Origin of the sequence: Exiguobacterium sp. s75, from assembly GCF_018617145.1 — a bacterium.
In the GTDB taxonomy this organism is placed as follows: domain Bacteria; phylum Bacillota; class Bacilli; order Exiguobacteriales; family Exiguobacteriaceae; genus Exiguobacterium; species Exiguobacterium profundum.
In genome coordinates this window covers 199731-225832 of record NZ_JACSJQ010000002.1, presented here as the reverse complement: position 1 = coordinate 225832, position 26102 = coordinate 199731, and the positions used below count along the sequence as shown (strand labels likewise).

The window sequence follows — 26102 nt, the reverse complement described above, 5'->3', positions numbered from 1 at the left end:
TAGCCTCCATTTGCATCCACTTCATCATAACGTTACACTAATAAGAAAAAGCATGATCAGGGGGACACCATGACCAGAAGTAATATAACCACGACGATTCAGTGGTTTATTTTTATTTTAGCTACAAATATTGTACCACCACTCTCCATCGCCGCCTTGTTTGAACTGTCACCAGATGAGACGATGACCTTTATATCCCGCTCACTTTTCATCTTCGCACTCTTCAGCATCATTCAGACGTTGCTCGGCCATCGCCTCCCGATACTCGAAGGACCTGCCGGCATTTGGTGGGGTGTCTTCACCTTATACGCCTCCATCGGTCCCGCTCTATATGGAAGTCAGCAAGAGACGCTGCAGGCACTCGGATTCATGCTGTTTTTGAGCGGAATCCTCGGTGTGTTGTTGACCGTCACCGGCATCTTAAGACGCATGCTCGCCCTGTTTACACCGCAAGTGCTCGGCGTCTATATGATTTTGCTCGTCCTTCAATTATCAGGGGCCGTCATTAAAGGTGGATTTGGGGTGACGGAAGACGGAATCAATATCATTCAGGCCGTAGCGACGGCTGGGCTCGTCTTGTTCGCACTCACGCTCGAGCAAAGTCGCTTTAAACAATATGGACTCGTCATGACGCTATTCGTCGGGTTCGGCTTGTTCCATTTACTCGACCTTGGAAATCCAATCGTTCGTTCGGAATCCTTCTTCCTCGTACCCGAACTTCTTCCGTTCGGAAATTGGGTGTGGGATTGGAACTTGTTACCGACGGCTTTCGTCATCACCCTACTTCTCATGACGAACGTCCTTGCGAACATCAAGTTGATTGAGCGCATCGTCAGTTCTCGCGAAAAACGAGAAATCAAAGGAAACGTTCCCGCATCGGGTGTCGCCAGTGGCGTCAGTCAAATCGTGGCTGGTCTGTTCGGCACACCGGGTCCTGTCGCCATCTCCGGGACAGCTGGTTTCCTCTCTTCGACGGAGAGCGTCCAGCGTGCTCCGCATTTGGTTGCCCACGCCCTCATGATGGGGTTAGCACTCATCGGTCCATTCGTCTCGTTGATTGCGAGCATCCCGGCCGCTGTCGGTTATGCAATCGTGACACCGCTCATTGCAACGATGATCATCATCGGAATCAATGAGGCGGCCTTTGAATTGAAGCAGTCCACGGCATCTCTCACAGTCGGACTCCCGCTCGTCATCGGTGCCGGGGCGATGTTATTACCACCCGGTTCAATGAATGACCTGCCACCGCTTCTTGCGACCGTCTTCTCTAACGGGCTTGTTCTCGGAACAATTGTCGCCTTAACAACTGCCATCTTAAGTAAAATCAAGGATTGAAAAAAAGAACTGGCCATATTGGTCAGTTCTTTTCACGTACATGCATATGGTAACGGGCATCGTGCGGTAAAACAGCGCCTTCTTCTTGTTCGAAATGCGCACGGTCTTTCCAATAACGAACGACTGACGAAGTATCACGATGCAGGGCGCGTTGTAGCGCTTGTTTTGCCGTGACAGGCGTTTCGTCATCGTTTGTCAATTCAAGTCCCATCAGTTTATAACCGATTGTTTGTCCACCCCGACTCATTTGCCAGGCTTCCATGGCATATGTCAGTAGTGTCGGTGTGATGACCGCATGCACGAACTCGCTCTTTACTTTCTTTCGCACGAGCTGTTCTACGCCCACGCTGACAAGACCTGCAATGACACTGTCAATCATGACTGCTTTGGTTCGTTTTTTTGTCAATGGATTCATCGGCTCATCCTCTGCATCATCCCTGACGTCAACACTTCGATTCCTTCGCCTTCTTCAGACGCCATAATCAAGGCACGCGCGACATGAAGCGCCTGAATCGGTGCGACTTCCGGTGTCTTCTCAAGCAAGATTGACTGGAACGGTCGACTGATGACCTCGGCCGCCTTCTCCCCGAAGCGGAATGAATCACGCTCTCCGAGTAACAGAGAAGGACGGGCGATAATCAAGTGATGGAAGTTGAAAATACGTAACGCGTTCTCAAGCTCCCCTTTCACACGGTTGTAAAAGAAAGTCGAACGCAACGATGCGCCTTGTGCCGATACGACCGCATAGCGCGTCGCACCGTGTGCCTTGGCGACACGGGCGACTTCAAGTGGTAATTCTAAATCAACTTGTTTGAACGCTTCTTGCGAGCCAGCTACCGCAATCGTTGTGCCGAGCGCACAGTACACGTCGTCGATCTGTGGAAGGGATGAATCCATCTCCTCGAAACCGACGATCTCATGTAACTTCGGATGTCTCCAACGCTTCGAGCGACGGACAACGATCCAGACAGCATCATAACGGTCACTCTCTAACAACTGTTCAACCAATTCGCGGCCAATCAAACCGGTCGCGCCTACGACAAGTGCAGTTTTCCCCATTCGTGACTCCTCCTAGACTACTATTTCCTTCAGTCTAGCTGACTTGCCGTTCCTCGGCAATGATTGTCCCGGGACGGAATCGGTCCATCATACTGAAAAATCCGTTCAATGCGAGCGCCGTGAATGAACCTGCCACGATAGCACTATCCGTGAACAACTGCAGCCACTCCGGCATGTTTGCGACGATGGCTGGATTGGCGGTAATACCGAGCCCAACACCGATTGAGAGGGCAATGGTGATCAAGTTCTCGTTTTTCGAAAAATCGACCTGGCTCAGAATTCGAATGCCGGAAGCAGCGACCGTTCCGAACATGACGAGCATCGCTCCCCCAAGCACAGGTTTTGGAATCAATGTCGTGAACGTAGCGACTTTCGGAAGGAAGCCGAGCAAGATGAGCAATCCACCTGTCCAGAAGATGACACGGCGCGATTTTACACCTGACAATTGAACAAGTCCGACATTTTGACTGAACGTCGTGTACGGGAAGCTGTTGAAAATCCCTCCGAGAATCGTTGCGACACCTTCCGCACGATACCCTTTCGTCAATTCGTTCGCACCAATCGGCTTTTTCGTGATATCGCTGAGCGCCAAGAATACACCTGTCGATTCAATCATCGAGATAATGGCGACGAGCGTCATGACGAGGATCGCGGACACATCAAATGTCGGCATCCCAAAGTAGAACGGTTGAACCATTTGGAACCAACCCGATTCCCGGACAGGACTGAAATCGACGAGACCGAGCGAAGCAGCAACCCCTGTTCCGATGAGGACGGCAAAGAGGACAGCAGCGGCGCGTGTGAAGACGGTCCCGACACGGTTCAAGACGAGAATGAGTAAAATCGTAAAGCCACCTAATCCTAGATTCTGCATCGATGCGAATCCAGGCTCACCTGGCATCCCGCCACCGATGTCATTGATGGCGACCGGAATCAGTGAGAGACCAATGATCGTCACGACCGAACCGAGAACGACCGGCGGGAAGAAACGTGCGAGCTTCCCGACAAATCCGGAAATGAGGATAACAATGATTCCACTGGCAATCAACGCGCCATAAATGGCCGTAATTCCATTTGCGCTTCCAATCGCGATCATCGGACCGACCGCCGTGAACGTACATCCGAGGACGACCGGCAATCCGACACCCGTAAAGCGTGTCGTCCATACTTGTAATAACGTCGCCACCCCACACATGAATAAATCAATTGCGACAAGATAGGCGAGTTCGGTTGGACCAAGCCCGATGGCACCCCCGACGATGAGTGGAACGATTGCCGCTCCCGTGTACATGGCGAGCAGATGCTGAAATCCGAGACTTGCTGTCTTGAATGTATTCATCGAACGACCTCCACGAACGAGATATGGTCTTTCTCTAATTTCGCGACGCGCGCTAGCGATTCGACGCGATAACCACGCTCAATCAATTTATCGCGCCCTGGTTGGAACGATTTTTCGATGACGATGCCAACACCTGCGATTTCTGCACCTGCCGCTTCGACGAGTTGTGTCAGTCCGAGTGCCGCTTCCCCATTCGCGAGGAAGTCATCGATGACGAGAACACGTTCGCCTGGTAAGACGAAGCGTCTGCTCAAGCTAATCCGATTCGTCTCCTGTTTCGTGAACGAATAAACATCCGCTTCGACGAGGTCGTCTTGGAGCGTCAGCGATTTCCGCTTACGCGCGAATACAAACGGGACGCCCATCTCAAGCGCCGCCATCATTGCTGGGGCAATCCCACTCGATTCGAGTGTGACGATTCGGTCGATTTGAGCGTCTTTGAAACGTTCTGCGAACTCTTTGCCGATGGCTTGCATAAGTACCGGGTCGACCTGATGATTCAAGAAGGCATCGACTTTCAACACTTGGTCGGAAAGGGCCCGACCTTCTTCACGGATTTTGTCTTTTAACTGCTTCATTGTTTTCCCTCCAATAAAAAATGCGATTCGTCACCCCTCATCGGGAGGCAACGAACCGCATGGAAATCAACGATAGCATACGACAAGCGCCACCCGTAGTCGAACCATTTACGGTAGTTCGGTAGAGACTTGCGGACCATATTTCCGCTGATATACGAGTGCGAATCTATTTATTTAAGATAAACTTTATTGTAGACGAGCTGACGAGAAATGCAATAGGTTGCAATCAAACGGCGAAATGTTCGATTTTTCTGAAACTGCTGTATACTGTATGTATTGGATATGAGAGAGGAGCCTTGCCCTTATGAAGTTATTCGTATTAGGCGCAACCGGTCGGACCGGACATCAATTCATCGACCAAGCCATCGAGCACGGTCATGACGTCACCGCGTTCGTACGTGAACAGAAAAAGTTGATTCGGACCCCACAACTTGAAATCATCGAAGGCGACTTATATGACATCGATGCGTTAACAGAAGCGATGCACGGTCATGATGCGGTCATCAGCTGTCTCGGAACGGATTTGAGCGATCCGGACTTTTTAGCGAGTGTCACGGACAAGCTCGTCCCAGCGATGAAGACGAATGGCATCTCACGCGTCGTCTATTTGGCTTCAGCCGGGATCGACAATGAGATACCGGGACTTGCCGGGAAAGCCATTACGTTCATGCTCCGGAAGCCGCTCCGTGATCATCGGGCAGCCGTGGACTTGTGGCGAAATTCGTCATTCGATTATACGATTGTACGACCGATGCAATTGACGGACGGCCCCCGCACCTCGACGTATCGAACGGCCATCGATGAAGTGCCAGAGAACGGGAAACACATCTCACGGGCAGACGTCGCCCAGTTCATGCTTCATGCGATTGAAGAACAGGAACACGTACGGGAGTCAGTCGGACTGGCGTACTAATTTGATCCAATTCATGCTACAATATCGGGTAGTTTACTTTGAAAGGAACGAAAACGAATTATGAGTATATTAACGGTACAAAACTTGAGCCACGGCTTTGGTGACCGCGCTATTTTGAACGATGTCTCTTTCCGCCTCTTAAAAGGAGAGCATATCGGTCTCGTTGGAGCGAACGGTGAAGGAAAATCGACGTTCATGAACATCATCACACGCAAACTGCAACCGGATGAAGGGAAAATTGAATGGGCGAAAAACGTCCGTGTCGGTTACCTCGATCAACACGCGGTGCTTGAGCGCGGGATGACGATTCGTGACGTCTTGAAAGGTGCTTTCCAATACCTGATCGACATGGAGACGCGCATCGGCGAACTCTACATGGAGATGGGCGACGCGACACCGGAACAGATGGAAGACATGCTCGCGGAGGTTGGTGAGCTTCAAGAAACGCTCGACTCGAACGATTTTTACATCATCGATGCGAAAGTAGAAGAAGTCGCACGCGGTCTCGGTATTTTAGACGTTGGTCTCGACCGTGACGTCACGGACTTGTCAGGTGGACAGCGTACGAAAGTATTGCTCGCAAAATTACTTTTAGAGAAGCCAGATATCTTGCTCCTCGATGAGCCGACCAACTATTTGGATGAAGTGCATATCGAGTGGTTGAAACGCTATCTTCAAAACTATGACAATGCCTTCATCTTGATCTCCCACGATATCCCGTTCTTAAATAGTGTCATCAACTTGGTCTACCATATGGAAAACCAAGAGTTGAACCGCTATGTTGGGGACTATGACAAGTTCATGGAAGTGTACGAGATGAAGCGTTCGCAACTTGAAGCCGCCTATAAGCGTCAGCAAGCCGAAATCGCGGATTTGAAAGACTTCGTTGCCCGAAACAAAGCGCGTGTGTCGACACGAAACATGGCGATGTCACGTCAGAAGAAACTCGATAAGATGGATGTCATCGAATTGAGTGCGGAACGTCCGAAACCAGAATTCCGCTTCTTGCAGGCACGTACATCGGGGCGCCTCATCTTTGATGCGAAAGGTCTCGTCATCGGATACGATGAGCCACTCTCACGTCCGCTCGACCTTCAGATGGAGCGCGGTCAAAAGATTGCCCTCGTCGGAGCGAACGGAATCGGGAAGACGACGCTCTTGAAGAGCTTACTCGGCTTGATCAACCCGCTTGAAGGGACAGTCGAACGCGGTGAGTTTCTTGAGATGGGTTACTTCGAACAGGAAGCCGCATCAAGCAACAACACGTGTATCGAAGAGATTTGGAGCGAATTCCCATCACTCAACCAACAGCAAGTACGCGCGATGCTCGCGAAATGCGGTCTCATGACGAAGCACATTGAAAGTAAAATCTCTGTCCTCAGTGGTGGAGAAAAGGCGAAAGTACGTCTTTGCAAACTCTTAAACAACGAAACGAACTTACTCTTACTCGATGAGCCGACGAACCACTTGGACGTCGACGCGAAGGAAGAGTTGAAGCGTGCGTTGAAAGAGTACAAAGGAAGCGTCCTCCTCATCAGTCACGAACCAGAATTCTATGAGGATATCGTCACAGACGTCTGGAACTGTGAATCGTGGACGACGAAAGTATTCTAATTCAGTAAAGGACGTGTCGTATGGCTGGCCCAATTCAAACGAATGAACGGATTATTTTGTATGACATTATCCGAGGGTTTGCCCTCTGCGGCATTTTCCTCGTCAATATCCCGAGCATGCTCGGGAGCGACTGGATGTTTGGTCGTCCCGACTATTACGGGAACGACTTGTTCGTCCGCACGCTCTTTGACTTGTTCGTGCAGACGAAGTTTTATACGATTTTCTCCCTCTTATTCGGGATCGGCTTTTCGATTTTCCTCGAGCGTTCTTACGCTCGTGGCGAATCGGTCAGTCGTTACATACGCCGTATTGCGATTCTTTTCTTATTCGGTCTCGCGCATTTGGCGATTTGGTCAGGTGACATCTTACATACGTATGCGATGTGGGGCTTATTGCTTCCTCTCTTTTATGGGTTGAGTAACCGCGCGATATTGACATGGGCGTGGAGTTTATTGATTGGAAGTTTCTTACTATTCAATGTTGCCCCTATCTATGTAGAGTGGGCTTTTGGATACATGTATTTAGGAGAGTCGTTCCCGAGGGTCTTTAATTCAGGCTTCGGTCCTTGGCTAGACTATCGATTCGACAACGAGATTTTTACTATGATTCAAAATTCACTTTTTGTCGGAATCGAGATTCTCGGTCTGTTCTTACTCGGTCTCTTCATCGGACGGGAACGAAAGCTTCTGACTTGGAGTATCCAAGGATTGACCCGGACTGCTGCTATCTGCGCAATAGCAGCCATACCATTCTGGGGAATCATCATCTGGCATCATTACGGTGATGGCGCCTCTTATATGTCCACGAACTCAGCAGCCGTATGGATTTCCGGAAAACTGCTCGCTACAACGTACATCTGCCTGTTCACCATCGCCGTTCGAAAAGGTCGGACGTTCGCCCCGCTTCAAGCACTCGGACGAATGGCACTCACGAACTATCTGACACATACGTTGATCATTGTCTTGCCAGTGATCGCACTCGGGGCGTACGGGGCGCTTTCCTTAACCGAAGGTCTATTCCTCAGCATCGCCATTTTGATTGCGCAGTCGTTCTTCTCGATGTGGTGGCTAAAGACTCACCGCTACGGACCGTTTGAGAAGCTATGGCGTCTCGGAACATACGGACGACAAACAAAATCATCCTAAGATCGGACTTCATTGTCCGGTCTTTTTTAAACAAAAACTGCAGACGAATGAACGTCTGCAGTTCCGCTCGAGGCCACGGCTTCGAGTTTTTATTTTGTTGCCGCTTCCGTTAAGAATGGCACGATTTGCTTCTTACGTGAGACGACGCCAGGAAGTGTCGCCAATCCGTTTTGAAGGGTCACGTTGAACGCTTGTTCGAAGAGTTCGGGTTTTGGTCCGACAACGATGGCTTCCGAATCGTTCGTCAAAATGTTCGTGATGGCGAATACGAACAAGTCTAAGTTTTTCGCCGCAACCGTTTTGGCAATCGCCGCCTCGACTTCCGCTTTACGGTTCAAGACATCGTTCGCATCGACCGTGTTCACTTGTGCGATTTCGACACGATAGTCGCCCATCGCGAATTCTTTCGCATCGAGTGAGATGAGTTCTTCAATCGTTTTTTGGCTAAGGTCCGCACCGGCTTTGAGCATCTCAAGACCGTATGTTTCTGCATCGACGCCAGCAATCTCCGCAAGTTCTTTCGCTGCTTTGATATCTTCACCTGTGCATGTCGGCGATTTGAAGAGAAGCGAGTCTGAGATGATGGCGGAAAGCATTAAGCCGGCCATATCCGCTGCGATTTCGACACCATGCTCTTTATACAACTTCAACAAGATTGTCGCCGTACATCCGACTGGCTCCGCACGATAGTAGAGCGGGTCTGCCGTTTGGAAGTTTGCGATACGGTGGTGGTCGATGACCTCAAGGATTCGCACGTCTTCAATCCCGTCCGCACTTTGTTGGAACTCGTTATGGTCAACCAAGATAACTTCTTCCGCCTCACCTTTCACGCTTTCAATCAAGCGTGGTGCTTTCACACGGAAGTGATCGAGCGCATATTGTGTTTCGCCGTTCACTTCACCGAGACGGACCGCTTCTGCGTCCATCCCTAATTTCTTTTTCAACTCGGCATAGGCGAGCGCTGACGTGATTGTGTCGGTATCTGGATTTTTATGTCCAAAGACTAGTACTGTACTCATGTCTCATTCTCCTCACTAAATAGTTTTCCCCTATCCATTATAACGTCCACGGCATTTCTTTCAATTCCCAAACAAAAAGAGCCGTGTCGGCTCTTATGCTTGTTCATCTTCATCTGTCTCTTCGAGGTCGGAATGATCTCCTTTTGAATCTTCTTCATGGGAGATGTCCGGCTGATCTCGCTTCAACTTTTCTTTTTCTTCTTGTTCACGCTTTTCTTTGTCTGACATATCGTGTCATCCTTTCGAAAATCCGACTTGTCATAATCTGTTCCCCAAGCCAGATTTCGTCAAACGACATTTCACTAAACGTAAACAAACTGAAACGTCAGGCCTGCACGAAGACGATTTCTTCTCCGCGAAGTTCGACTTTCACGTCTTGTCCTTGGAACAACCACTCATCTTGTTCCGCCACGACAAAACGAATGCCGTCTTCTTCGGTCTCAACAGCCGCATTGTTCACGTCTTCTGTGATGACCCCGACAGAAAAACCGTGCGTCAAGTCTGTCGAACCCCCATACTTTGCAAACAAACGAACCGTTTGGCCTGCTTCGACTTCCATTTCTTCTTTAAACCATTGGAGCGCTTCTTCTGTTACTTGAATCTTCATAACATCTCCTCCTCTCGACTACTCCTTTCATTCTAAACGTTTCAAAAGAGTCGAGCGAGGAAGTTGCCTAAAGTGTTGTGCCAACTTGATAGCTCACCGTCATGCCATGCGTCTCCGGTTGCGCACCATTCATTTCAGCGAGCGTCGTTTCAAATAAACGTCGCCCGATTTCTTCATTCGGTGAGAGCATCGTCGACAGTCCGAATGCATGACCGATCGGATGTCCGTCAAACCCGAGCATGGCGACTTCCTGAGGAATCTTGATGTCTCGCCGTTGCATCTCTCCTAAAAATCCGAGGGCGACATAATCGGACGAGAAAAAGAGCGCTCGAGGACGCTCTTTTTGAGAGAGGAACGTTTCAGCTAGCCGAATACCGTCCTCACTCGTCAAATAGCCCGTCCAAATCCATTGCTCACGCGCATGCGCTACTTCATCGAAATAGGCTTGCTGACGCGCAAGGGAACTCGGACTATGGCTTCTTGACAAGATGATTCCAATCTCTTCGTATCCGTATTGCTGTAACACACGAATACCTGATACGAACGACGCGTAATGATCGACATGGATCGACGAAATTGTCTCCGGTGCACCGACGGTCGCCACAGCAATCGGTCCGTACACGCGATATGTCTCCATTTCCTTAAAGGACATCTCATGAGACAAGACGATCGCCCCATCGACTTCACGGTGCTTCAATAAATCGAGCGCTTGTCGTTCCTCGCTCATTTTATACTCCGTCTGCCACATGACGAGGCGATAATCGTGCTCGAGCGCCGCCTTGGCGAGCCCATTAACGAAGAAACCGTAATAAGGATGATTCATATAAGGTAGGATGACGACGATTCGTTGCGTCTTCCCTGTCGACAACGTCAACGCTTGTTGATTTCGCAAATACCCGAGCTCCTTCATTGCCGCATGTACACGGGTTCGTTTTTCTTTCGATACGTACGGATGCTCGTTCAGGACGCGTGAGACCGTCGTCACCGAAACGTCAGCGTGCTTCGCGATATCTCGAATGTTTGCCATTCATCTCACCTCAACTTGTAAGCCTTTGCATATAGTGTACCCACTCTGCTTGCTGACTGTCACCTCTTTCGACGACTTGACAACGAATCGCTTGAACGAGACGGAAGCGCTCCTCTAACGGCAGATGAAGAAACTCTTCACGGAAACGAGTACACAACATTTTCCCAAACGGTGTGTACAACTGATTGATGACGAGCTCGTATACGATTCCACAGCACCATGTTTTCCACGTTGTCGGTTTCATATCGGTTCCCCTCCCTTTGTCTATACCGTATCTTCTGAAACGCGTTTCAGAGCAAGCATCTTTTTTAATAAAGTTTATTTCCGAACATTATTTGTCTTCAAATTTCATTTTTCATGTTTTTTACTCAAAACAATTGACGGGAATCAAACATTTTTGTATAGTCATCAAGTTGAAAACGTTAATTTAAGAATTTTCCTCAATTAATGTTCGGAAATAGACTGAAATAAGGAGTTTTATCGATGAATATCTTTCAATTAAAACAACATGGTACGAATGTTAAACAGGAAGTGACTGCTGGGATCACAACGTTCGTGACGATGGCGTACATCTCTGTCGTCAACCCAGCGATTCTATCTGACGCAGGGATTCCGTTCGCACAAGCATTCACGGCGACAATTATTGCCATCCTCATCGGAACAGGCTTGATGGCGTTTTATGCGAACTTACCGATCGCTGTAGCACCCGGGATGGGGCTCAATGCATTCTTCGCTTACACGCTTGTCGCTCAAGAACAGATTGCCCCGTCCGCCGCGCTCGGTGTCGTCTTCGTCTCGTCCGTCTTCTTCTTGATTTTGTCGCTCTCTCCAATTCGGACGAAGTTGATTCAAGCGATTCCGACTTCGTTGAAGCATGCCATCACGACCGGAATCGGTCTTTTCATCGCTTCACTCGGATTAAAACTATCAGGTTTGATCGTTGCTGATGAAGCGAACTTGGTGCGTCTCGGTGACGTGTCTTCTCCAGAAGTACTACTTGTACTCGGTGGTTTGATCGTCTCGGCACTCCTCTTTTCACGAAACGTACCCGGTTCTTTACTCATCGGGATGGTACTCACGGGGATTGCAGCATACTTCATGGATATCTTAAAAATCGATGGTGTCACGGCGATGCCAACACTTCCGGAAGGGCTCATGGTCAACCCCGTGACGGCATTTAGTGATGTCATTCAATACGGTTTGTTCGGTGCTGTCCTCTCGTTCTTCCTCGTCACGCTTTTTGATACGACAGGTACGCTTGTCGGTGTCGGAAAACAGGCAGGTCTCTTAAAAGAAGATGGAACAATTGAGAATGGTCACCGTGCACTCTTTGCCGATTCACTTGCCACAATGGGTGGATCACTCGTCGGAACGAGCCCGTCTACGGCATACATCGAGTCTGCTGCCGGTGTCGCGCAAGGTGGACGTACAGGGCTCACGACGGCCGTCGTCGCCGGATTGTTCGGATTGACACTCTTCTTCAGCCCACTTATCGGCGCCATCTCTGGCGTTGCGGCGATTACGGCTCCTGCACTCATCATCGTCGGGGCACTCATGTTGACGAACGTCCGGTACATCGACTGGAGCGACTTCAGCGAATACTTCCCCGCGTTCATGACGATTTTGATCATGCCTTTGTCAGGAAGCATCGAACGCGGAATCGCCTTCGGGTTCATCTTGTACCCGATCTTCAAAGCAATGAACAAAGAGACGGTTCACCCGCTCATCTATTTGTTCGGCGCACTCTTCATCTTGGAAATGTTCTTCCTATAAGTTAGACAGAAGATCCTCGTCATGTGTCGAGGATTTTTTTCTGTTATACGTACTTACTACCTGTTTTATATCAGAAACGAGATGAATATCGGTTCAGTGAGATACGTTATCAATTAGACAGGATTTTACAAATAAATCAGTTTTTCTCCCCATTTTTCTGTCACTTTCCTACGCTTTATGAAATAATGACGTTGAAATCGTTATCATCAGAAGAAAGAAGGAATGGCTATGCCGAATGTAGCTTTATTCGTCACTTGTTTATCTGATACGTTGTTTCCATCCGTCGGACAAGCGACAGTCGAACTACTCGAACATTTAGGGTGCGAGGTGACGTTCCCCTTTGAGCAGACATGCTGTGGGCAGCCTGCCTACAACAGCGGCTATCATGAGGAGACGAAAAAGGTTGCCAAGCACATGATTGAAACATTTGAACAAGCAGATGCAGAATATATCGTCGGACCATCGGGGTCGTGTGTCATGATGATGCGCGACTACCCGCATTTGTTCCAAGATGATCCTGTGTGGGGTCCTCGCGCTGAAGCGCACGCCGCCAAAACGTTCGAACTGACACAGTTCATCGTCGATGTGCTCGAAGTCACTGATGTCGGTGCCAAGTTTCCCGCCAAAGCGACCTATCATGCGTCTTGTCACATGACCCGCCTCCTCGGAATCGAAGCAGCTCCCGGAAAGTTGCTCGGAAACGTCGATGGACTGACGATGGTCCCCCTCGCGAACGTACATAACTGTTGCGGGTTCGGTGGGACCTTCTCCGTCAAGATGCCAGATGTGTCGGTGCAGATGGTAGATGAAAAAGTCGATTCCATCTTACAGTCAGGCGCAGAGGTGTTGATCGGAGCGGATGCGTCATGTCTGATGAACATCGGCGGACGTCTTCATAAACAGGGACATCCGATTAAAGTGATGCATATTGCCGAAGTGTTGAACGAAGGAGTGAAGCAAGCATGAGCATGGGGATTCGATTGGATGAGAAGTTTCAAGATCGACGAAAAGATGGAATCGAAGATGCGTTCATGCGGCAGGCCGTCAGTTCGGCTCAAAACCGTCTACGGGATGGCCGGTTGAATGCTGCAGGTGAACTCGGGGACTGGGAAGCGTTTCGCGACCATTCGGAAGAAATTCGTCAACATGTGCTGGAACATCTGGACTATTACTTATATCAATTGAGCGAGAATGTCTCAAAACGTGGTGGAAGCGTCTTTTTCGCGGAGACACCGGAAGAAGCGAACCGCTACATCCGAGAAGTCGTCCGGTCGAAACAAGCCAAACATGTCGTGAAATCGAAATCGATGGTCACGGAAGAAATCGGCTTGAACGAGGCACTTCAGGAAGAAGGATGTACTGTCGTCGAATCCGATCTCGGTGAATGGATTTTACAACTCGACGAAGATCCACCGTCTCACATCGTCGCCCCGGCCCTGCATAAAGACCGCGACGCTGTGCATGAGACGTTCACTGCCCACGGCTACAGCGGGTCGAACGATCCGACTGAACTTGGACGCTATGCACGACAAGAACTACGAAAAGACTTTTTGAAGGCAGAAGTCGGCATCACCGGCTGTAATTTCGCCATCGCAGAGAGTGGAGCCGTCGGGCTTGTGACCAACGAAGGGAACGGACGCATGGTGACGTCGCTCCCTGATACGGTCATCTCTGTCATGGGCATGGAACGCGTCGTCCCGTCTTATGAAGAGTTCGAGGTGCTCGTCAACATGCTTTGTCGAAGCGCGGTCGGTCAGCGACTCACGTCATACATCACGACGTTCGCCGGGACGCGCGCGGTCGGTGAAGTCGATGGACCAGAAGAGTTCCATCTTGTCATCGTCGACAACAAGCGTTCTGGTATTCTCGGGACACAGTTCCAATCGGTGTTGCAATGCATCCGCTGCGCGGCCTGTATCAACGTCTGTCCCGTCTATCGCCATATCGGTGGTCACGCGTACGGGTCAATCTATCCAGGTCCGATTGGTGCCGTCTTGGCTCCGCTTCTTGACGGATACGAGAACTATAAAGAACTCCCCTATGCGTCGAGTCTCTGTGGCGCCTGTACGGAGGCGTGTCCTGTAAAGATTCCGCTGCATGAGCTGTTGATTGAACATCGACGCGTCATCGTAGAGGAGAAAAAGCAATCACCTTTCGTGGAGCGGATTGCGATGAAAGGATTTGCCGTCACCGCTTCGAGTCCATTCTTATTCGAAGCAGCGGAACATGTCGCACCGTTTGCGACATCACCGTTCGCCACCTCGGGTCAGATTGAGAAAGGGCTACCGGCTTGGACGGACTCGAAAGACTTGCCGCAGCCGAACAAACAGACCGTCCGAGATTGGTTCAAGAAACGGGGGAATGCCTGATGAATCCTGGTACAATCACAAACCGTGAGGACTTTCTACAACGAATCGCCAAGCAACTCGGTCGTGAGGTCAAGCTCACGCCGCCAAAACGGGAATATACACATCGTCCGCAAGATGAGGTGTTGAAAGACGCGAGTGAAGAAGAGCTGCTCGAGACGTTCCGCATGGTCGCGACCCGAATCCATACCGATTTAGTGGAATGTGAATCTGCGAAGCTTGATGATACGCTTCGCCTCTTGATTGAACGCTATCATGGCGCACGGATTCTCGCAGAAAACGATGAGCGAATTTCCGCTTGGGCACCTACAACAAGTGAGACGTTTGATTGGTGGGATTCGTCACAACCCGAAGCGAGTCGAGAGCTTGCCATTCGAGCGGACATCGGCATCACGATTGCGGATGCGGCATTTGCGGAAAGTGCGACAATCGTCCAATATGCGAAGCCTGGTAGATCACGGACAATCAGTCTGTTACCACAAGACCATATCGCAATCATCCCGAAATCTGTCCTTGTCCCACGTATGACGCAAACGGCACAACAACTTGCCACACTCGACCGAGACGGTCTCCATTCCCCGAACGGTGTCAATTTCATCTCTGGTCCGTCGAACTCGGCCGACATCGAGATGAACCTCATCGTCGGCGTTCATGGTCCTGTTCGAGTCGCCTATGTGTTGGTACATGATTTATAAGTATAGCCCCTCCATCGATCGATGGAGGGGCTATGTTCATCCTGATACGGTGACGCTCCCATTTGAGCTCGTTAATTTCACTTCAATCGATCCGTCTCCAAATACGCACTCTTTCGACCGCTCTCCCAACACATCAACTTTCCCGTTTCGTGACTTCGCACGAATCGTCACATCTTCCGGACGTTCATCGACATGTAAGTCAATCTTCCCGTTGTTCGTCTTCAAGCGAATCGGTGCTTGAATCGCTTGTACGGAACAGTCTATCCGTCCATTAGAAGTTTTGGCATCGACCGCTCCCGTGACGTGATCGACATCGATTCGACCGTTCGAGGAATGGATGTTGATCCGCTCAAGCTGAGAATGTTTCGCTTCGACACGACCGTTTGAGGAATGAAGCTCCCAATCGTGCCCGTGACAGCTTGATGCGAGCACTTTTCCGTTCGATGTGCGCAGGACACCATGACGTGCTTGAATGTGATGTGCGACGATTCGACCGTTCTCACTCTCCACGTGGAAGCGTTCCGCTTGGAGATCTTGTACATCACTCGAACCGTGACGATTTTTCAATTGAATCTGATGATAGGCGTGATGAGGCAATTCAACCCGAAGTACAGGTGCCTTTGACCCGAACCATGAAAACAGGTCCGAAAGACCGAAACGACGTTCGGATTCAATCCGTATCTCTAGGGTGTCCCCGACGATATCCATCACGACCCCATGATCGGTCTCCGTCTCAAGCGTCGCATACGCATAACCGTCTTGTGATGGGGTGACGAACACTTGCGCATTTTGAACTTGAATGAGGACGCTTTGGAAGGCTACGTTCGAACTTTTGACCACCGCAGGCGGTCGCGTCGAGACCGATTCTTCAATATCGACAGAGGCGAGCAATTCCGATGCGAGTATTCTCGGTTCCCCTAACTCACGTGCCAATTCTTCGTCACTTCTTCCTTCTAATCGACCACTCGTGAAATATTCCGATACGTCTCGTAAAATATCAAGCCGATCTTTCACCTTCACGTTCATCAATAATTGTTCGAGCTCTGACAAGTACTGTTCTTCATTCATCTGTCGTCTCCCCCTCGGATTAAGTCATTGACACCGTTTGTGAATACGTTCCATTCCGTTCGCAATTCAACTAAGTGTTTGCGGCCCTGTTCCGTAATTTGATAGTACTTCCGTGGAGGTCCTTCTCCAGACTCCATTAAATACGTCGTGAAATAGCCCTCTGTCGTCAATCGACGCAACAACGGATAGACCGCACCTTCTGAAATGGCCACTTTGGCCGAAATCGCCTGAACGAGCTCATACCCATAGCGGTCTTGTTCCGCGACGAGTGCTAACACACACAGGTTAAGTACGCCCTTTTTGAATTGAGGATTCATCATCCCACCCCCTACTATACATAGAACAATAGCATACTATCCACTACTGTTCAATAAACAATAGCGTTCATTTCCTTGATTTCTCAATATCTAGCATCTGAAGAGTTGAATCTGTACAATGAAAGAACGACACTCGTAGGATATTAGTCACAGTCGGAATGTTCATCATTCTAGGAAGGAACGGTCTTTATGAAGTCATGGATTGACCAACGGATCGGGAGACAATTTTTATTCGTCTTCTACTTATTCATCGGACTGATCCTCCTCACGTCGCTTGCCGTATATGTGTATACGGAAAACCAAATCGAACAGACGACGTCATCGCTCGAGAACATCAGTGAACGACGCACGAATGCGACCGAGTTGTTCGAGACATGGCAGTCGATGCAATATGAAATGCGCGGATATGTCCTCCTTGGGGATGACGCGATGTTAGAACGTGTGCAAGATAAACAAGTCTTGATTGACGAACAGACCTCTTGGTTCGAACAGAACGCAGTGACCGAGAAAGAAAAAACGTACGCGAGCGATGCACGTACGCTGTTTGTCGCGTATCAGGAACGTGTCATGCCGAGTCTCGAACGTTATGTAGCACGAAAACGGGACGGTAGTGTAACCGAACCCTTCTTAAAGATGCCGACGCTCGGGAAAGTGAATCCACAACAAGAGCCACCGGCAGATCGTAAATTCAAAATCAATTCAAAAAGTGCCGCAGATATGAGTGCGAGCATCGTCGATATGGAGAGCGTCTTCACGGAATACCGGAACTCACTGAACGCAGAAGAGGATGCGCTCCGTGCTCAGCTTGCGACCCATACGAAGTGGGCACAGGCCTTTTGGCTCCTCTCTTTACTCGGTGTCCTCTTCATTCTCTTTATCGTCGCCCGTCCATATGTGAGACGCTTAACGGGTCAACTGCAAGAGTTGATTGAAAACAGCAAGCGCCTTGCCGGAGAGCGACAGCCGATGACACCGGCGGCCGCCCAATCTAAAAATGAAGTCGGGCAATTGACAACATCATTCCGGCAAATGGCTACATCTCTCACGGCACAACGCTATCGGATTGAAGAGGAGCGTGAGAAGACAGCGCGCCTCCTTCACTCGATTCGCGATGCCGTCATCTATGTCGAACACGCAACAAGTGAGAAAGTAGCAAACCAAGCGTTGTTCGTCTTATTCAATCAACCGATTACGCAGCGAAATGAAGTCGATTTATACCGTTTAGACGCTAGCCTTGAGGAGCTCGGACTGCAGGTCGACCAAAAGGATGCCTTTTTCGCGTTCATGGAACGATCATTCGATGGACAGTGTAAAGAAGAGAGCGTCACGTTCTCGATGAATCAGGAAGAGCGCTTCATTCAAATGTATGCGGAGAAGATTTACTTGCGAGGGACACGTCATGGGACGATGCTCGTTTTCCGTGACGTGACGCACGAGACCGAAGTCGACCGTCTGAAAACCGAACTCGTTTCGACCGTCTCTCACGAACTCCGGACTCCGCTCACAAGTATCATTGGATTCACTGAACTTCTTCGTTTCCGAAAACTTTCATCTGAACGTTCCGAAAAATATTTAGGAATGATTCATCAAGAGACATTACGTCTTGAAGACTTGATTTCGAACTTGCTCGATGTACAACGGATGGAGTCTGGACAACAGACGTACCATAACGAACCAGAGCGTCTGTCCGCTATTCTTGAGCAAGCGATTTCGGTGCATCAAGGCTCAAGCCAACATCATCACATCACGTTTGATTGCACGGAAGACGTCTATGTATACGGAGACCGGACGCGACTCAATCAACTCTTCATGAACCTCCTGCACAACGCCGTGAAGTATTCGCCTCGTGGTGGCGAAGTCCATGTCCGTGTCACATGTGAACGACCGGATTGGATTGACATTTCAATTGAAGATCACGGCATCGGGATTCCCCAAACCGCGCTACCAAAATTGTTTGACAAGTTTTATCGCGTCGACAATTCCGCCAGTCGAAAAATTGGAGGGACCGGTCTCGGTCTCGCGATTTGTAAAGAAATCGCTGAAGGTCACGGTGGAACGATTCACGCTACCTCAAACATCGGCAAAGGCTCCATTTTCACTGTCAGCCTTCCCAAGTCGGATATGACCAATCAAATGAGTAGCTAAACGAAAAGAGGGTGCATCATCGCACCCTCTTGTTTATTGGACTTTGTTCTCTGGACCAAATGACGGATAGAGCGAAAGCCCACCGTCCGCAAAGATGGTTGTCCCCGTCACATAGGACGACTCATCCGACGCGAGCCAAGCGGCAACGGCTGCGATTTGTTCCGGCTTCCCGATGACGTGAGATGGGATAAGCGCTTCTAATCCCTTCTTCTCTTCCGGGTCGCTCATCGTCTCTTCGTTGATTGGTGTATCAATCGCCCCAGGTGCGATCGCATTGACACGAATATGGTTCGGTGCATATTCGAGTGCGACGGATTTCGTGAACATTTTCACGCCACCCTTGCTGGCTGCGTAATGTGTATAACCTGGACGTGGGATGACTTCGTGAACAGAAGACATATTGATGATGTTCCCCTCGATTTCATGCTCCACGAAGTATTTTAAAGCAGCACGGACACCAAGGAACGTCCCGTTCAAGTTGACGTCGATAATCTGCTTCCAGTTATCAAACTCCATTTCATGCGTTTTTGCCTCGACTTGAACGCCGGCGTTATTCACGAAAATATCCATCTTTCCAAACTCAGAGATGGCTTTCTCAATCATCTTCTCCGCGAGTCCTTCTTCTGCGACGTCCCCTTTCACGGCGACGGCTTTCCCACCAGCTGCCTCGATGCCACGGATGACTTCCTCCATCTCTTTTTCACTGCTGCGGTAATTCAGGACAACGCTCATCCCTTCTTTTGCGTAACGTTCCCCGATGGCACGACCGAGCCCCTTCGAGCTGCCCGTGATGACCGCGACCTTACCTTTTAACTCTGGATAGTTTGCCATGTCAATTCCTCCTTCATCTTCTCGGGTTTAGTTCCCGCATTCCCCTCTTCATCAAACATGATTGGCTGCATTTTGAATATTTGAAACAAATCAACTATACTGAAACAAACTATTCGTTTTCAGGAAACGCCTGAAAGACGTTTGATCTTATACTCAATGGAGGTGACTCCCCGATTTTAGGGGGAATTGTTGGACAGTCCCATGTTACTCAGCTTACTCGTCGTCGCACTTTTAATCTTTTTGACTGCCTTTTTTGTGGCAGCCGAATTTTCAATTGTGAAAGTGCGTGGCGCTCGACTCGACCAGCTCGTGCTCGAAGGAAATAAGAAAGCGGTCAGCGCGAAAAAAGTCATCGAGAATATCGACGACTCCCTTTCTGCCTCACAGTTCGGAATCACGCTTTCTGCACTCGGTCTTGGGTGGATTGGTGCCGATCAAATCGAAACGTATATCCACACATTGGTCGAACAATTGAACATATCGCCTTCTCTCGTGACATTCTTGTCGTTTTTGATCGCCTTCTTATTGATTGCGTTCGTCCATGTCGTCATCGGTGAACTCGTGCCAAAAACGCTCGCGGTTCACGAAGCGGAGAAGTTGACGCTGCTCGTCGCACGTCCGCTCTACGTCTTCACAAAAATCTTCTATCCGTTTATTCGAGCATTGAACAGTATGGCTCGAATCACACTCCGTTTATTCGGGGTACAGACGACAGCGCAGGAAACGGCACACTCTGAAGAAGAATTGAAAATCATTATGACGGAAAGTTTCCGTAGTGGTGAGATTAACGAAAACGAATTGGCATATGTTCAAAATATCTTCTCCTTTGACGAACGGATCGCCAAAGATGCCATGGTACCACGAATGAACATGGTGACAATCGATGAAGAAGATACGATCGAAGAGATCATCGCCGTAGTGGAAGAGCACCAGTATACGCGTTATCCCGTCACACGAGATGGCGATCGCGATGACGTTCTCGGATTCGTGAATGCGAAACAACTCTTCACTGCCCAACTTTCAAAAAATGATGCACCGTTCGAGTCGTTCATTCATCAATTGCCGCTCGTCACCGAGTTCACACCACTTCAAGAAGCGATGGTGAAGATGCAAAACGCGCAGACGATGATGTGTCTCGTCATCGATGAGTATGGTGGGACGGCAGGACTGTTGACGATTGAAGACATTTTAGAAGAAATCGTCGGCGAGATTCGAGACGAGTTCGATCGAGATGAGCAGGCTGAAATTACAGAAGTCGCTCCGAAACATTACCGCCTTTCAGGACTCGTTTTAACGCAAGAACTGGAGGAACGGTTCGGCATCGAAATCGAGGATGACGTCGATACGGTCGGTGGTTTCGTTTTATCACAAAAAGCGAATGCGCGAACGGGGGAACGCTTCCTTCTACCTGGCAACCATGAACTGATTGTCAGTGAAGTCGATAACCACCGCATCGTCTTCGTCGACTTGATTCTCGCCTCTCATCAAGAGGAAGAACCACTGTCTGAATGATGCATCTTTCAAACCCTTCTCTAAAATATGGAGAAGGGTTTTTCACGTTTGCACCGAACTGTCGCTATATTTTCGCCTCTTCCCGTGATATACTGCACATATGTTGCTTATTTGAGTGTCACCCACTCAATGACACAACATCACCGAAACATGGCGAGATGTTCGGTTTAAACAGAAAGAAATAGAAAGAAGGTTACGCATGGAACGCAAACTATTTTTGATTGACGGTAACTCCATGCTGGCCAGTGCTTATTATGGTGCCGCCGCGAGCCGAACGAAAAAAGGACGCGAGGTATCTAAAAACGATCGGAGTGCCGTCATCGGAATGACCGGCCTCATCCGGACGATTCTACGCAGACATCGTCCGACTCATTTTGTCGTCGTCTGGGACGTCTCACGTGAAACATTATGGCGTCGAGAACTGTACCCGGGCTACAAACGTCGCAGACGTCAAACACCGCCTGAATTGAAAGCGCAGATGGAACTCATGCGCCAACTGCTTGAGGATAGTGGAATCCCACAATTCCAAGTAGAAGGGTATGAAGGGGAAGACTTGATTGCCCACATCGCCCGTAAATTCAGTTGCAGTGCCCCTGTCGTCATCATGACAAAAGACAAAGACTTGTTACAGCTTGTCAGTCCACGAATCACCGTTTGGTTACAGACACAGGAGCTTCAGCAAATGCAGGCTCGTTGTGACATTCGTGATAATCGTCCGTTGCCGCTCAAGCGTCATTTAGAAATTCGACCAGAAGAGATTGCAGCGTTATACGAAGGATTGAAACCGAAGCAACTGTCAGCCGTCAAAGCATTGACAGGAGACCGTTCTGACGGAATCCCTCCAGTTGCCGGGCTCGACGAAAGCCAATCGGTTCAACTCATCAAACGATTCGGTTCGCTCGATAAGCTGTATTCTGCCTTGAGCATCAAAGGTGAAAAACGACAACAAGTAAATGAAACGATCGCGGCACTGACGTCAGAGGAGGTGCCCCGTAACTTGAGACGAACACGCAAAAAAGCAGAGCGCAACATGGAGCTCGTTCGACTCGATGTCACGGTGCCGGCACTTGAACATTTGAAGTTGGCTCATCTCGAGCTCAGCCTCAACCCAAAACGAGTCGAGCAAGCGTATCAAAAACGCGGACTTCGTCTCTCGTTTAACGCAGGTCAGAAGAAAACATCCGCACGTTAAAAAGAACGAACGCTCAAGCGTTCGTTCTTTTAATATGCACGGTAATCCCGTCTTCATCGGTCAACGACCATTCAAACGATGTTCCGCCTAACGCCTGGTTCGTCTCTTCATTGACGAGAAGCGTCCATGCTTCGATTCCGGTCTCCATTCCCACAGGATCGCTCGGACGGGCCCACACGTTCGTTCCGATGTGATGGTGGTAGCCATCAGCTGCTAGGAAAAGTGCGCCTGGATAAGAATCCGTCGTAATGGAGAAGCCAAGCCGATCATGATAAAAACGTTTCGCCGCCTCGATTGAGCGTACTTTAAAATGCACGTGCCCCATCATCGTTCCGATCGGTAAACCAGTAAACGACCGATTGGCTGCCGCTTGAAGCATCGATTCATAGTCGACAGGCTCGGTCGCCATTTTCACATGGCCGTTTGCCTCGTACGTCCATTGGTCCTTCGGGCGGTCGGCATACAATTCAATCCCGTTTCCTTCTGGATCGCTCAAGTAGAAGGCTTCACTCACGAGATGGTCGCCTTGCCCCACTTCGATGCGTCGCTCAATGAGATGTGCCAACATGCTTCCTAACTCTACACGGTTCGGGAACAGAATAGCTAAATGGAACAAGCCTGCCGCCCGTGGATTGGTTTTCGCTTGCGGGACACTGTGCAAGATGACAAGCGGACGTTCCTTCGTACCGAGTGTAATGAGCTCTTCGCTCTCTTCTAAAATACTCATCCCAATCACGTCTACGTAAAATCGTGTCATCTGTTCAATGTCACGGACTCGAAGCGTTACCGGACCGAGTTCGATTTTTTCGATTTTCATATATTATCACCTCACCTTCACTATACCCGCTCGGTCGATGTTACAGAAGTAGGCACAAAAAGGTGGTATAGTTACTTCAACGATACTATTGGAAAGGAAGAGCGACGTGACTAACATAACAAGCTGTGAAGTCGATACGGCACTCGAACTGATTACAGGAAAATGGAAACATTCCATCCTCCTCGTGTTGATCAATGGAGATACATTGCGTTTCAGTGAGTTGAAACGCGCGTTACCAAAAATCAGCCAAAAGATATTGACCGCACAACTCCGCGACTTAGAAGAACAGGATATCGTCATCCGGACCGTCTATCCAGAAGTTCCGCCCCGTGTCGATTATCGTTTAAGTGAGTACGGAAAAACACTGATCCCGATTCTCGAAGCGATGAACGAATGGGGAATGCGTCATGCCGAACGGATGCGCTCTAATTAGTTGTCCACATGTGGATAACCCATTTTCTCTATTGAACACATCACTTATCCACAGGAGGTTGTCATGATTCGTTATCCACAGTTAACCGGTTATCAAATCGGTGTCACCGCCCCTTCGTCAGGTATACCAGAAGAATTACACCATTTATTGCATCAAGCGGAACAGAAGTTTTCCGATCGAGGGTTCACGTTGCAATTCACTCCGAATGCGTGGAAACAACGATTTGGGAAATCCGCTCCGGCTCGGATCCGTGCACATGAACTGACATCTCTACTTCAAGATGACAAAGTCGACTTGATCATTCCGCCCTGGGGTGGGGAACTCTTAATGGAAATCCTTAATCACATCGAGTGGCAGTCCTTGCCCGCAAAATGGATGCTCGGTTATTCAGATACGAGTTTGTTACTCTTCGTCTATACATTAAAAACCGGAATCGCCTCGGCCCATGGTCCGAACCTGGTCGATTTGCGTGCCGATGTGTGGGACGAGACGAGTTCACGCTGGCTCGATGTGTTGTCGACGCGGACCGACGAGACGGTCATCCAACGCTCGTCCGAGAAGTTCCAAAACGAATGGCAGCATGATAATCCGACGCCACATCTGTTTCATCTGACGGAGACGACCGAATGGAAAGCGATCGGTAGTCAAAACGCAACGGGGCGCTTGCTCGGTGGATGTCTCGATGTGCTCTTACATACAATCGGGACACCGTATGGAGACGTCAAGACGTTCCAACGCGATCACCTGAACGATGAACCGATTCTTTGGTATTTTGAGAACGCTGAGCTGAACGTCCCAGCATTAAAAAGGACCCTCCTTCAAATGAAGTGGGCCGGTTGGTTCGATCATACGTCTGGTATTCTGTTCGGACGGAGTGACGCCCCCTCTGTGCATCAAGACTATACGGTCGAAATGGTATACGAGGAGCTTCATCATATGTTAGAAGTTCCTATCTTTTTTGATATCGATTGCGGACACGTACCCCCTCAGATGACACTCGTCAATGGGGCCCACGCTTCTGTACAAGTCGAGCATGGCAAAGGAACATTGATTCAAACGTTCAAGGGCTGATTCGTCAGCCCTTGATTTGTTGTAGCAATGTCTCTAAACGTTTGCGAAACAGTCCTTGCGGGAATTCAGCTACTTGTTCTTCGATGACTGGCACCCAGTCATCCCCACATCCGTTCAATGTTCCCCTTAATAAACCTTCGTAGTAAATCGCGATATCGACTAAGCTATGTGTTTTCCACTCATCTCTGTTTTCCCATAATGCCAATAAACACTCTCTTCCCATTTCCGTTTCCCCTCGAAAAGCGTAGTACACACCTTTCGCCATCGAAATCGCTGCAATAAATGGTTCGACATCTGTCGTGAGAGATTCCATCAATTTGATGTTCTTTCCTAATAGTTTGACATGTCGATATTCCATCGCATAGAGCGCTTCAGAAAGTGCCACTTTGATTTCAGCCAAACGATCTTCCGTGAATTGAATATATTGCTTCGCCTTTTGTAACGACTCATGAATTTTCTTCTCATCGTTCAAATAGAGCGCGCAAATCGAAATGGTGCGATACACGTCGTCCGCACGGTAGTAGATTCTTGTCCGTGTCATATACTCGAGCACGTCTTCAAGCTGTCGAATTGCCCCTTCTAAATCCTCATCACAAAGAAGATTCTTAAATACAATTAACATGGCATATTCAGTTCGTGTCTTTGTTTTCATATATTTTGCATCAAGTAGTTCTATCGCTTCAATCCGTTCAATCGATTCCTCGTAGCGGTTCCACATCAATAAATAATAAGCCTGGCTAATTCGTCCCATCGCCAATTCTTCGGACTCACCTAGCTTCTCAAAAATCTCAATCGCGCGGTCATAGTAAGCTAGTACTCTCTCATTCTCGCCCTCTTGAAAGTACGTATCACCGTACAGCATATATGCTTTTCCTTGCCACACGGAGTTCATTTCTTCCTGTAAGTAAGGCTTGAGCATTTCCCGAATTTTTTGATCCGGTAGTGAAATAAGTTGCATCTCCTCAAATTCTAGCTTTTCCACCAGCGACTGTAGTTCGACCTCTTTTGGATCGGTCAATAATTGTTGCATCGAGACATCTAATCGACTGGCAAGTTCTCGTAAACTGCGCATCGATGCCTCTGCTTTTCCGTTCTCAATCATACTGAGCATCGATTTTGTGACAATCCCTTCCGCCAGCTGCGTCTGAGTCATTTTTTTCTGTTTTCGCAATGCTTTAATGCGCTCACCAATCATATGTCACCTCTAAAAGTTAAATTATATTGAACTTTATATTTACAATTCACT

27 protein-coding genes and 1 riboswitch are annotated in these 26102 nt (G+C 49.1%); of the genes, 13 read left to right on the top strand and 14 right to left on the bottom strand.

Annotated features, from left to right (window positions below):
- Positions 1 to 69: 69 nt before the first annotated feature.
- Positions 70 to 1335: a purine/pyrimidine permease gene (locus tag KNO68_RS10530; RefSeq protein WP_214688895.1), complete on the top strand. Its 1266-nt coding sequence runs from the start codon at positions 70 to 72 to the stop codon at positions 1333 to 1335.
- A 22-nt stretch (positions 1336 to 1357) separates the two neighbouring features.
- Here the strand turns inward: KNO68_RS10530 and KNO68_RS10525 are convergent, their stop codons facing one another.
- The 4 genes from KNO68_RS10525 to KNO68_RS10510 are packed head-to-tail and all read right to left on the bottom strand — an operon-like array spanning position 1358 to position 4311.
- Positions 1358 to 1750: an RDD family protein gene (locus KNO68_RS10525; RefSeq protein ID WP_214685099.1), complete on the bottom strand. Its 393-nt coding sequence runs from the start codon at positions 1748 to 1750 to the stop codon at positions 1358 to 1360.
- Complete coding sequence (locus KNO68_RS10520) at positions 1747 to 2394, bottom strand: NAD(P)H-binding protein (protein WP_215112467.1); 648 nt, start codon at positions 2392 to 2394, stop codon at positions 1747 to 1749. Before KNO68_RS10520 ends, KNO68_RS10525 begins: the two co-directional genes overlap by 4 nt.
- Positions 2395 to 2428: 34 nt before the next feature.
- On the bottom strand, positions 2429 to 3733 hold the full coding sequence (locus KNO68_RS10515; RefSeq protein WP_215112466.1) for a nucleobase:cation symporter-2 family protein: 1305 nt from the start codon (positions 3731 to 3733) through the stop codon (positions 2429 to 2431).
- Positions 3730 to 4311, bottom strand: a complete 582-nt coding sequence (locus KNO68_RS10510; protein ID WP_215112465.1) for a xanthine phosphoribosyltransferase — start codon at positions 4309 to 4311, stop codon at positions 3730 to 3732. The genes KNO68_RS10515 and KNO68_RS10510 overlap by 4 nt, the downstream gene beginning before the upstream one ends.
- 76 nt (positions 4312 to 4387) lie before the next feature.
- A riboswitch (purine riboswitch) is annotated at positions 4388 to 4489 on the bottom strand.
- 126 nt (positions 4490 to 4615) lie between these two features.
- Here KNO68_RS10510 and KNO68_RS10505 point away from each other — a divergent pair.
- The 3 genes from KNO68_RS10505 to KNO68_RS10495 are packed head-to-tail and all read left to right on the top strand — an operon-like array spanning position 4616 to position 7983.
- On the top strand, positions 4616 to 5224 hold the full coding sequence (locus KNO68_RS10505) for an NAD(P)-dependent oxidoreductase (protein WP_015880458.1): 609 nt from the start codon (positions 4616 to 4618) through the stop codon (positions 5222 to 5224).
- Between the two features lie 60 nt (positions 5225 to 5284).
- Positions 5285 to 6838, top strand: a complete 1554-nt coding sequence (locus KNO68_RS10500) for an ABC-F family ATP-binding cassette domain-containing protein (RefSeq protein WP_015880457.1) — start codon at positions 5285 to 5287, stop codon at positions 6836 to 6838.
- 20 nt (positions 6839 to 6858) lie between these two features.
- On the top strand, positions 6859 to 7983 hold the full coding sequence (locus tag KNO68_RS10495) for a DUF418 domain-containing protein (RefSeq protein ID WP_214685093.1): 1125 nt from the start codon (positions 6859 to 6861) through the stop codon (positions 7981 to 7983).
- Between the two features lie 89 nt (positions 7984 to 8072).
- Here KNO68_RS10495 and KNO68_RS10490 read toward each other — a convergent pair whose 3' ends face one another.
- The 5 genes from KNO68_RS10490 to KNO68_RS10475 form a co-directional block, all read right to left on the bottom strand.
- A complete protein-coding gene (locus tag KNO68_RS10490) occupies positions 8073 to 9002 on the bottom strand; it encodes a manganese-dependent inorganic pyrophosphatase (RefSeq protein WP_214685091.1) in 930 nt (309 codons plus the stop codon).
- Positions 9003 to 9095: 93 nt separating this feature from the next.
- Positions 9096 to 9230 (bottom strand): hypothetical protein, encoded by a 135-nt coding sequence (locus KNO68_RS15060; RefSeq protein ID WP_015880450.1) that lies wholly within the window; start codon positions 9228 to 9230, stop codon positions 9096 to 9098.
- Between the two features lie 97 nt (positions 9231 to 9327).
- Positions 9328 to 9609 carry a HesB/YadR/YfhF family protein gene (locus tag KNO68_RS10485; RefSeq protein ID WP_074034990.1) on the bottom strand — a complete coding sequence of 94 codons (282 nt, stop codon included), beginning with the start codon at positions 9607 to 9609 and terminating at the stop codon, positions 9328 to 9330.
- A gap of 67 nt (positions 9610 to 9676) precedes the next feature.
- Positions 9677 to 10636 carry a LacI family DNA-binding transcriptional regulator gene (locus KNO68_RS10480; protein ID WP_078146097.1) on the bottom strand — a complete coding sequence of 320 codons (960 nt, stop codon included), beginning with the start codon at positions 10634 to 10636 and terminating at the stop codon, positions 9677 to 9679.
- A gap of 10 nt (positions 10637 to 10646) precedes the next feature.
- The gene (locus KNO68_RS10475; RefSeq protein ID WP_078146096.1) at positions 10647 to 10880 is read right to left on the bottom strand and encodes a hypothetical protein; all 234 of its coding nucleotides are present in this window, start codon (positions 10878 to 10880) and stop codon (positions 10647 to 10649) included.
- 245 nt (positions 10881 to 11125) lie between these two features.
- Here KNO68_RS10475 and KNO68_RS10470 point away from each other — a divergent pair, with 245 nt between their 5' ends.
- From KNO68_RS10470 to KNO68_RS10455, 4 genes are all read left to right on the top strand, one after another.
- On the top strand, positions 11126 to 12409 hold the full coding sequence (locus tag KNO68_RS10470) for an NCS2 family permease (RefSeq protein ID WP_031424359.1): 1284 nt from the start codon (positions 11126 to 11128) through the stop codon (positions 12407 to 12409).
- A gap of 228 nt (positions 12410 to 12637) precedes the next feature.
- Positions 12638 to 13375 carry a (Fe-S)-binding protein gene (locus tag KNO68_RS10465; protein ID WP_074034994.1) on the top strand — a complete coding sequence of 246 codons (738 nt, stop codon included), beginning with the start codon at positions 12638 to 12640 and terminating at the stop codon, positions 13373 to 13375.
- A 2-nt stretch (positions 13376 to 13377) separates the two neighbouring features.
- Positions 13378 to 14778, top strand: a complete 1401-nt coding sequence (locus KNO68_RS10460; RefSeq protein ID WP_275060634.1) for a LutB/LldF family L-lactate oxidation iron-sulfur protein — start codon at positions 13378 to 13380, stop codon at positions 14776 to 14778.
- On the top strand, positions 14778 to 15470 hold the full coding sequence (locus KNO68_RS10455) for a LutC/YkgG family protein (RefSeq protein ID WP_078146095.1): 693 nt from the start codon (positions 14778 to 14780) through the stop codon (positions 15468 to 15470). The genes KNO68_RS10460 and KNO68_RS10455 overlap by 1 nt, the downstream gene beginning before the upstream one ends.
- Before the next feature lie 36 nt (positions 15471 to 15506).
- On the opposite strand, the gene KNO68_RS10450 is transcribed toward KNO68_RS10455, so the two are convergent.
- Together KNO68_RS10450 and KNO68_RS10445 are read right to left on the bottom strand one after the other, a co-directional pair.
- Positions 15507 to 16538: a DUF4097 family beta strand repeat-containing protein gene (locus tag KNO68_RS10450; RefSeq protein ID WP_078146094.1), complete on the bottom strand. Its 1032-nt coding sequence runs from the start codon at positions 16536 to 16538 to the stop codon at positions 15507 to 15509.
- On the bottom strand, positions 16535 to 16855 hold the full coding sequence (locus KNO68_RS10445; protein ID WP_031424354.1) for a PadR family transcriptional regulator: 321 nt from the start codon (positions 16853 to 16855) through the stop codon (positions 16535 to 16537). The genes KNO68_RS10450 and KNO68_RS10445 overlap by 4 nt, the downstream gene beginning before the upstream one ends.
- 189 nt (positions 16856 to 17044) lie before the next feature.
- Here KNO68_RS10445 and KNO68_RS10440 point away from each other — a divergent pair, with 189 nt between their 5' ends.
- On the top strand, positions 17045 to 19000 hold the full coding sequence (locus KNO68_RS10440; protein WP_215112464.1) for a HAMP domain-containing sensor histidine kinase: 1956 nt from the start codon (positions 17045 to 17047) through the stop codon (positions 18998 to 19000).
- Positions 19001 to 19033: 33 nt separating this feature from the next.
- Here KNO68_RS10440 and KNO68_RS10435 read toward each other — a convergent pair whose 3' ends face one another.
- The gene (locus tag KNO68_RS10435; RefSeq protein ID WP_015880438.1) at positions 19034 to 19831 is read right to left on the bottom strand and encodes a glucose 1-dehydrogenase; all 798 of its coding nucleotides are present in this window, start codon (positions 19829 to 19831) and stop codon (positions 19034 to 19036) included.
- Between the two features lie 189 nt (positions 19832 to 20020).
- Between KNO68_RS10435 and KNO68_RS10430 the strand changes: the two genes are divergently transcribed.
- Positions 20021 to 21343 (top strand): hemolysin family protein, encoded by a 1323-nt coding sequence (locus KNO68_RS10430; RefSeq protein WP_240499772.1) that lies wholly within the window; start codon positions 20021 to 20023, stop codon positions 21341 to 21343.
- 199 nt (positions 21344 to 21542) lie between these two features.
- Positions 21543 to 22535: a 5'-3' exonuclease gene (locus KNO68_RS10425; protein WP_031424353.1), complete on the top strand. Its 993-nt coding sequence runs from the start codon at positions 21543 to 21545 to the stop codon at positions 22533 to 22535.
- Between the two features lie 13 nt (positions 22536 to 22548).
- On the opposite strand, the gene KNO68_RS10420 is transcribed toward KNO68_RS10425, so the two are convergent.
- Positions 22549 to 23352 (bottom strand): VOC family protein, encoded by an 804-nt coding sequence (locus KNO68_RS10420; RefSeq protein ID WP_078146091.1) that lies wholly within the window; start codon positions 23350 to 23352, stop codon positions 22549 to 22551.
- Between the two features lie 106 nt (positions 23353 to 23458).
- On the opposite strand from KNO68_RS10420, the gene KNO68_RS10415 reads away from it, so the two are divergent.
- Positions 23459 to 23785: a winged helix-turn-helix transcriptional regulator gene (locus tag KNO68_RS10415; protein WP_015880434.1), complete on the top strand. Its 327-nt coding sequence runs from the start codon at positions 23459 to 23461 to the stop codon at positions 23783 to 23785.
- 63 nt (positions 23786 to 23848) lie between these two features.
- Positions 23849 to 24856, top strand: a complete 1008-nt coding sequence (locus KNO68_RS10410) for a S66 family peptidase (RefSeq protein WP_215112463.1) — start codon at positions 23849 to 23851, stop codon at positions 24854 to 24856.
- A 4-nt stretch (positions 24857 to 24860) separates the two neighbouring features.
- Here KNO68_RS10410 and KNO68_RS10405 read toward each other — a convergent pair whose 3' ends face one another.
- On the bottom strand, positions 24861 to 26051 hold the full coding sequence (locus KNO68_RS10405; RefSeq protein ID WP_214691330.1) for a helix-turn-helix domain-containing protein: 1191 nt from the start codon (positions 26049 to 26051) through the stop codon (positions 24861 to 24863).
- Positions 26052 to 26102 lie beyond the last annotated feature (51 nt).

Excerpts from the sequence above, each read along its gene's own strand:
- KNO68_RS10530 (WP_214688895.1), top strand. The coding sequence starts at position 70 with ATGACCAGAAGTAATATAACCACGACGATTCAGTGGTTTATTTTTATT.
- KNO68_RS10525 (WP_214685099.1), bottom strand. The coding sequence starts at position 1,750 with ATGAATCCATTGACAAAAAAACGAACCAAAGCAGTCATGATTGACAGT.
- KNO68_RS10520 (WP_215112467.1), bottom strand. The coding sequence starts at position 2,394 with ATGGGGAAAACTGCACTTGTCGTAGGCGCGACCGGTTTGATTGGCCGC.
- KNO68_RS10515 (WP_215112466.1), bottom strand. The coding sequence starts at position 3,733 with ATGAATACATTCAAGACAGCAAGTCTCGGATTTCAGCATCTGCTCGCC.
- KNO68_RS10510 (WP_215112465.1), bottom strand. The coding sequence starts at position 4,311 with ATGAAGCAGTTAAAAGACAAAATCCGTGAAGAAGGTCGGGCCCTTTCC.
- KNO68_RS10505 (WP_015880458.1), top strand. The coding sequence starts at position 4,616 with ATGAAGTTATTCGTATTAGGCGCAACCGGTCGGACCGGACATCAATTC.
- KNO68_RS10500 (WP_015880457.1), top strand. The coding sequence starts at position 5,285 with ATGAGTATATTAACGGTACAAAACTTGAGCCACGGCTTTGGTGACCGC.
- KNO68_RS10495 (WP_214685093.1), top strand. The coding sequence starts at position 6,859 with ATGGCTGGCCCAATTCAAACGAATGAACGGATTATTTTGTATGACATT.
- KNO68_RS10490 (WP_214685091.1), bottom strand. The coding sequence starts at position 9,002 with ATGAGTACAGTACTAGTCTTTGGACATAAAAATCCAGATACCGACACA.
- KNO68_RS15060 (WP_015880450.1), bottom strand. The coding sequence starts at position 9,230 with ATGTCAGACAAAGAAAAGCGTGAACAAGAAGAAAAAGAAAAGTTGAAG.
- KNO68_RS10485 (WP_074034990.1), bottom strand. The coding sequence starts at position 9,609 with ATGAAGATTCAAGTAACAGAAGAAGCGCTCCAATGGTTTAAAGAAGAA.
- KNO68_RS10480 (WP_078146097.1), bottom strand. The coding sequence starts at position 10,636 with ATGGCAAACATTCGAGATATCGCGAAGCACGCTGACGTTTCGGTGACG.
- KNO68_RS10475 (WP_078146096.1), bottom strand. The coding sequence starts at position 10,880 with ATGAAACCGACAACGTGGAAAACATGGTGCTGTGGAATCGTATACGAG.
- KNO68_RS10465 (WP_074034994.1), top strand. The coding sequence starts at position 12,638 with ATGCCGAATGTAGCTTTATTCGTCACTTGTTTATCTGATACGTTGTTT.
- KNO68_RS10460 (WP_275060634.1), top strand. The coding sequence starts at position 13,378 with ATGGGGATTCGATTGGATGAGAAGTTTCAAGATCGACGAAAAGATGGA.
- KNO68_RS10455 (WP_078146095.1), top strand. The coding sequence starts at position 14,778 with ATGAATCCTGGTACAATCACAAACCGTGAGGACTTTCTACAACGAATC.
- KNO68_RS10450 (WP_078146094.1), bottom strand. The coding sequence starts at position 16,538 with ATGAATGAAGAACAGTACTTGTCAGAGCTCGAACAATTATTGATGAAC.
- KNO68_RS10445 (WP_031424354.1), bottom strand. The coding sequence starts at position 16,855 with ATGAATCCTCAATTCAAAAAGGGCGTACTTAACCTGTGTGTGTTAGCA.
- KNO68_RS10440 (WP_215112464.1), top strand. The coding sequence starts at position 17,045 with ATGAAGTCATGGATTGACCAACGGATCGGGAGACAATTTTTATTCGTC.
- KNO68_RS10435 (WP_015880438.1), bottom strand. The coding sequence starts at position 19,831 with ATGGCAAACTATCCAGAGTTAAAAGGTAAGGTCGCGGTCATCACGGGC.
- KNO68_RS10425 (WP_031424353.1), top strand. The coding sequence starts at position 21,543 with ATGGAACGCAAACTATTTTTGATTGACGGTAACTCCATGCTGGCCAGT.
- KNO68_RS10420 (WP_078146091.1), bottom strand. The coding sequence starts at position 23,352 with ATGAAAATCGAAAAAATCGAACTCGGTCCGGTAACGCTTCGAGTCCGT.
- KNO68_RS10410 (WP_215112463.1), top strand. The coding sequence starts at position 23,849 with ATGATTCGTTATCCACAGTTAACCGGTTATCAAATCGGTGTCACCGCC.
- KNO68_RS10405 (WP_214691330.1), bottom strand. The coding sequence starts at position 26,051 with ATGATTGGTGAGCGCATTAAAGCATTGCGAAAACAGAAAAAAATGACT.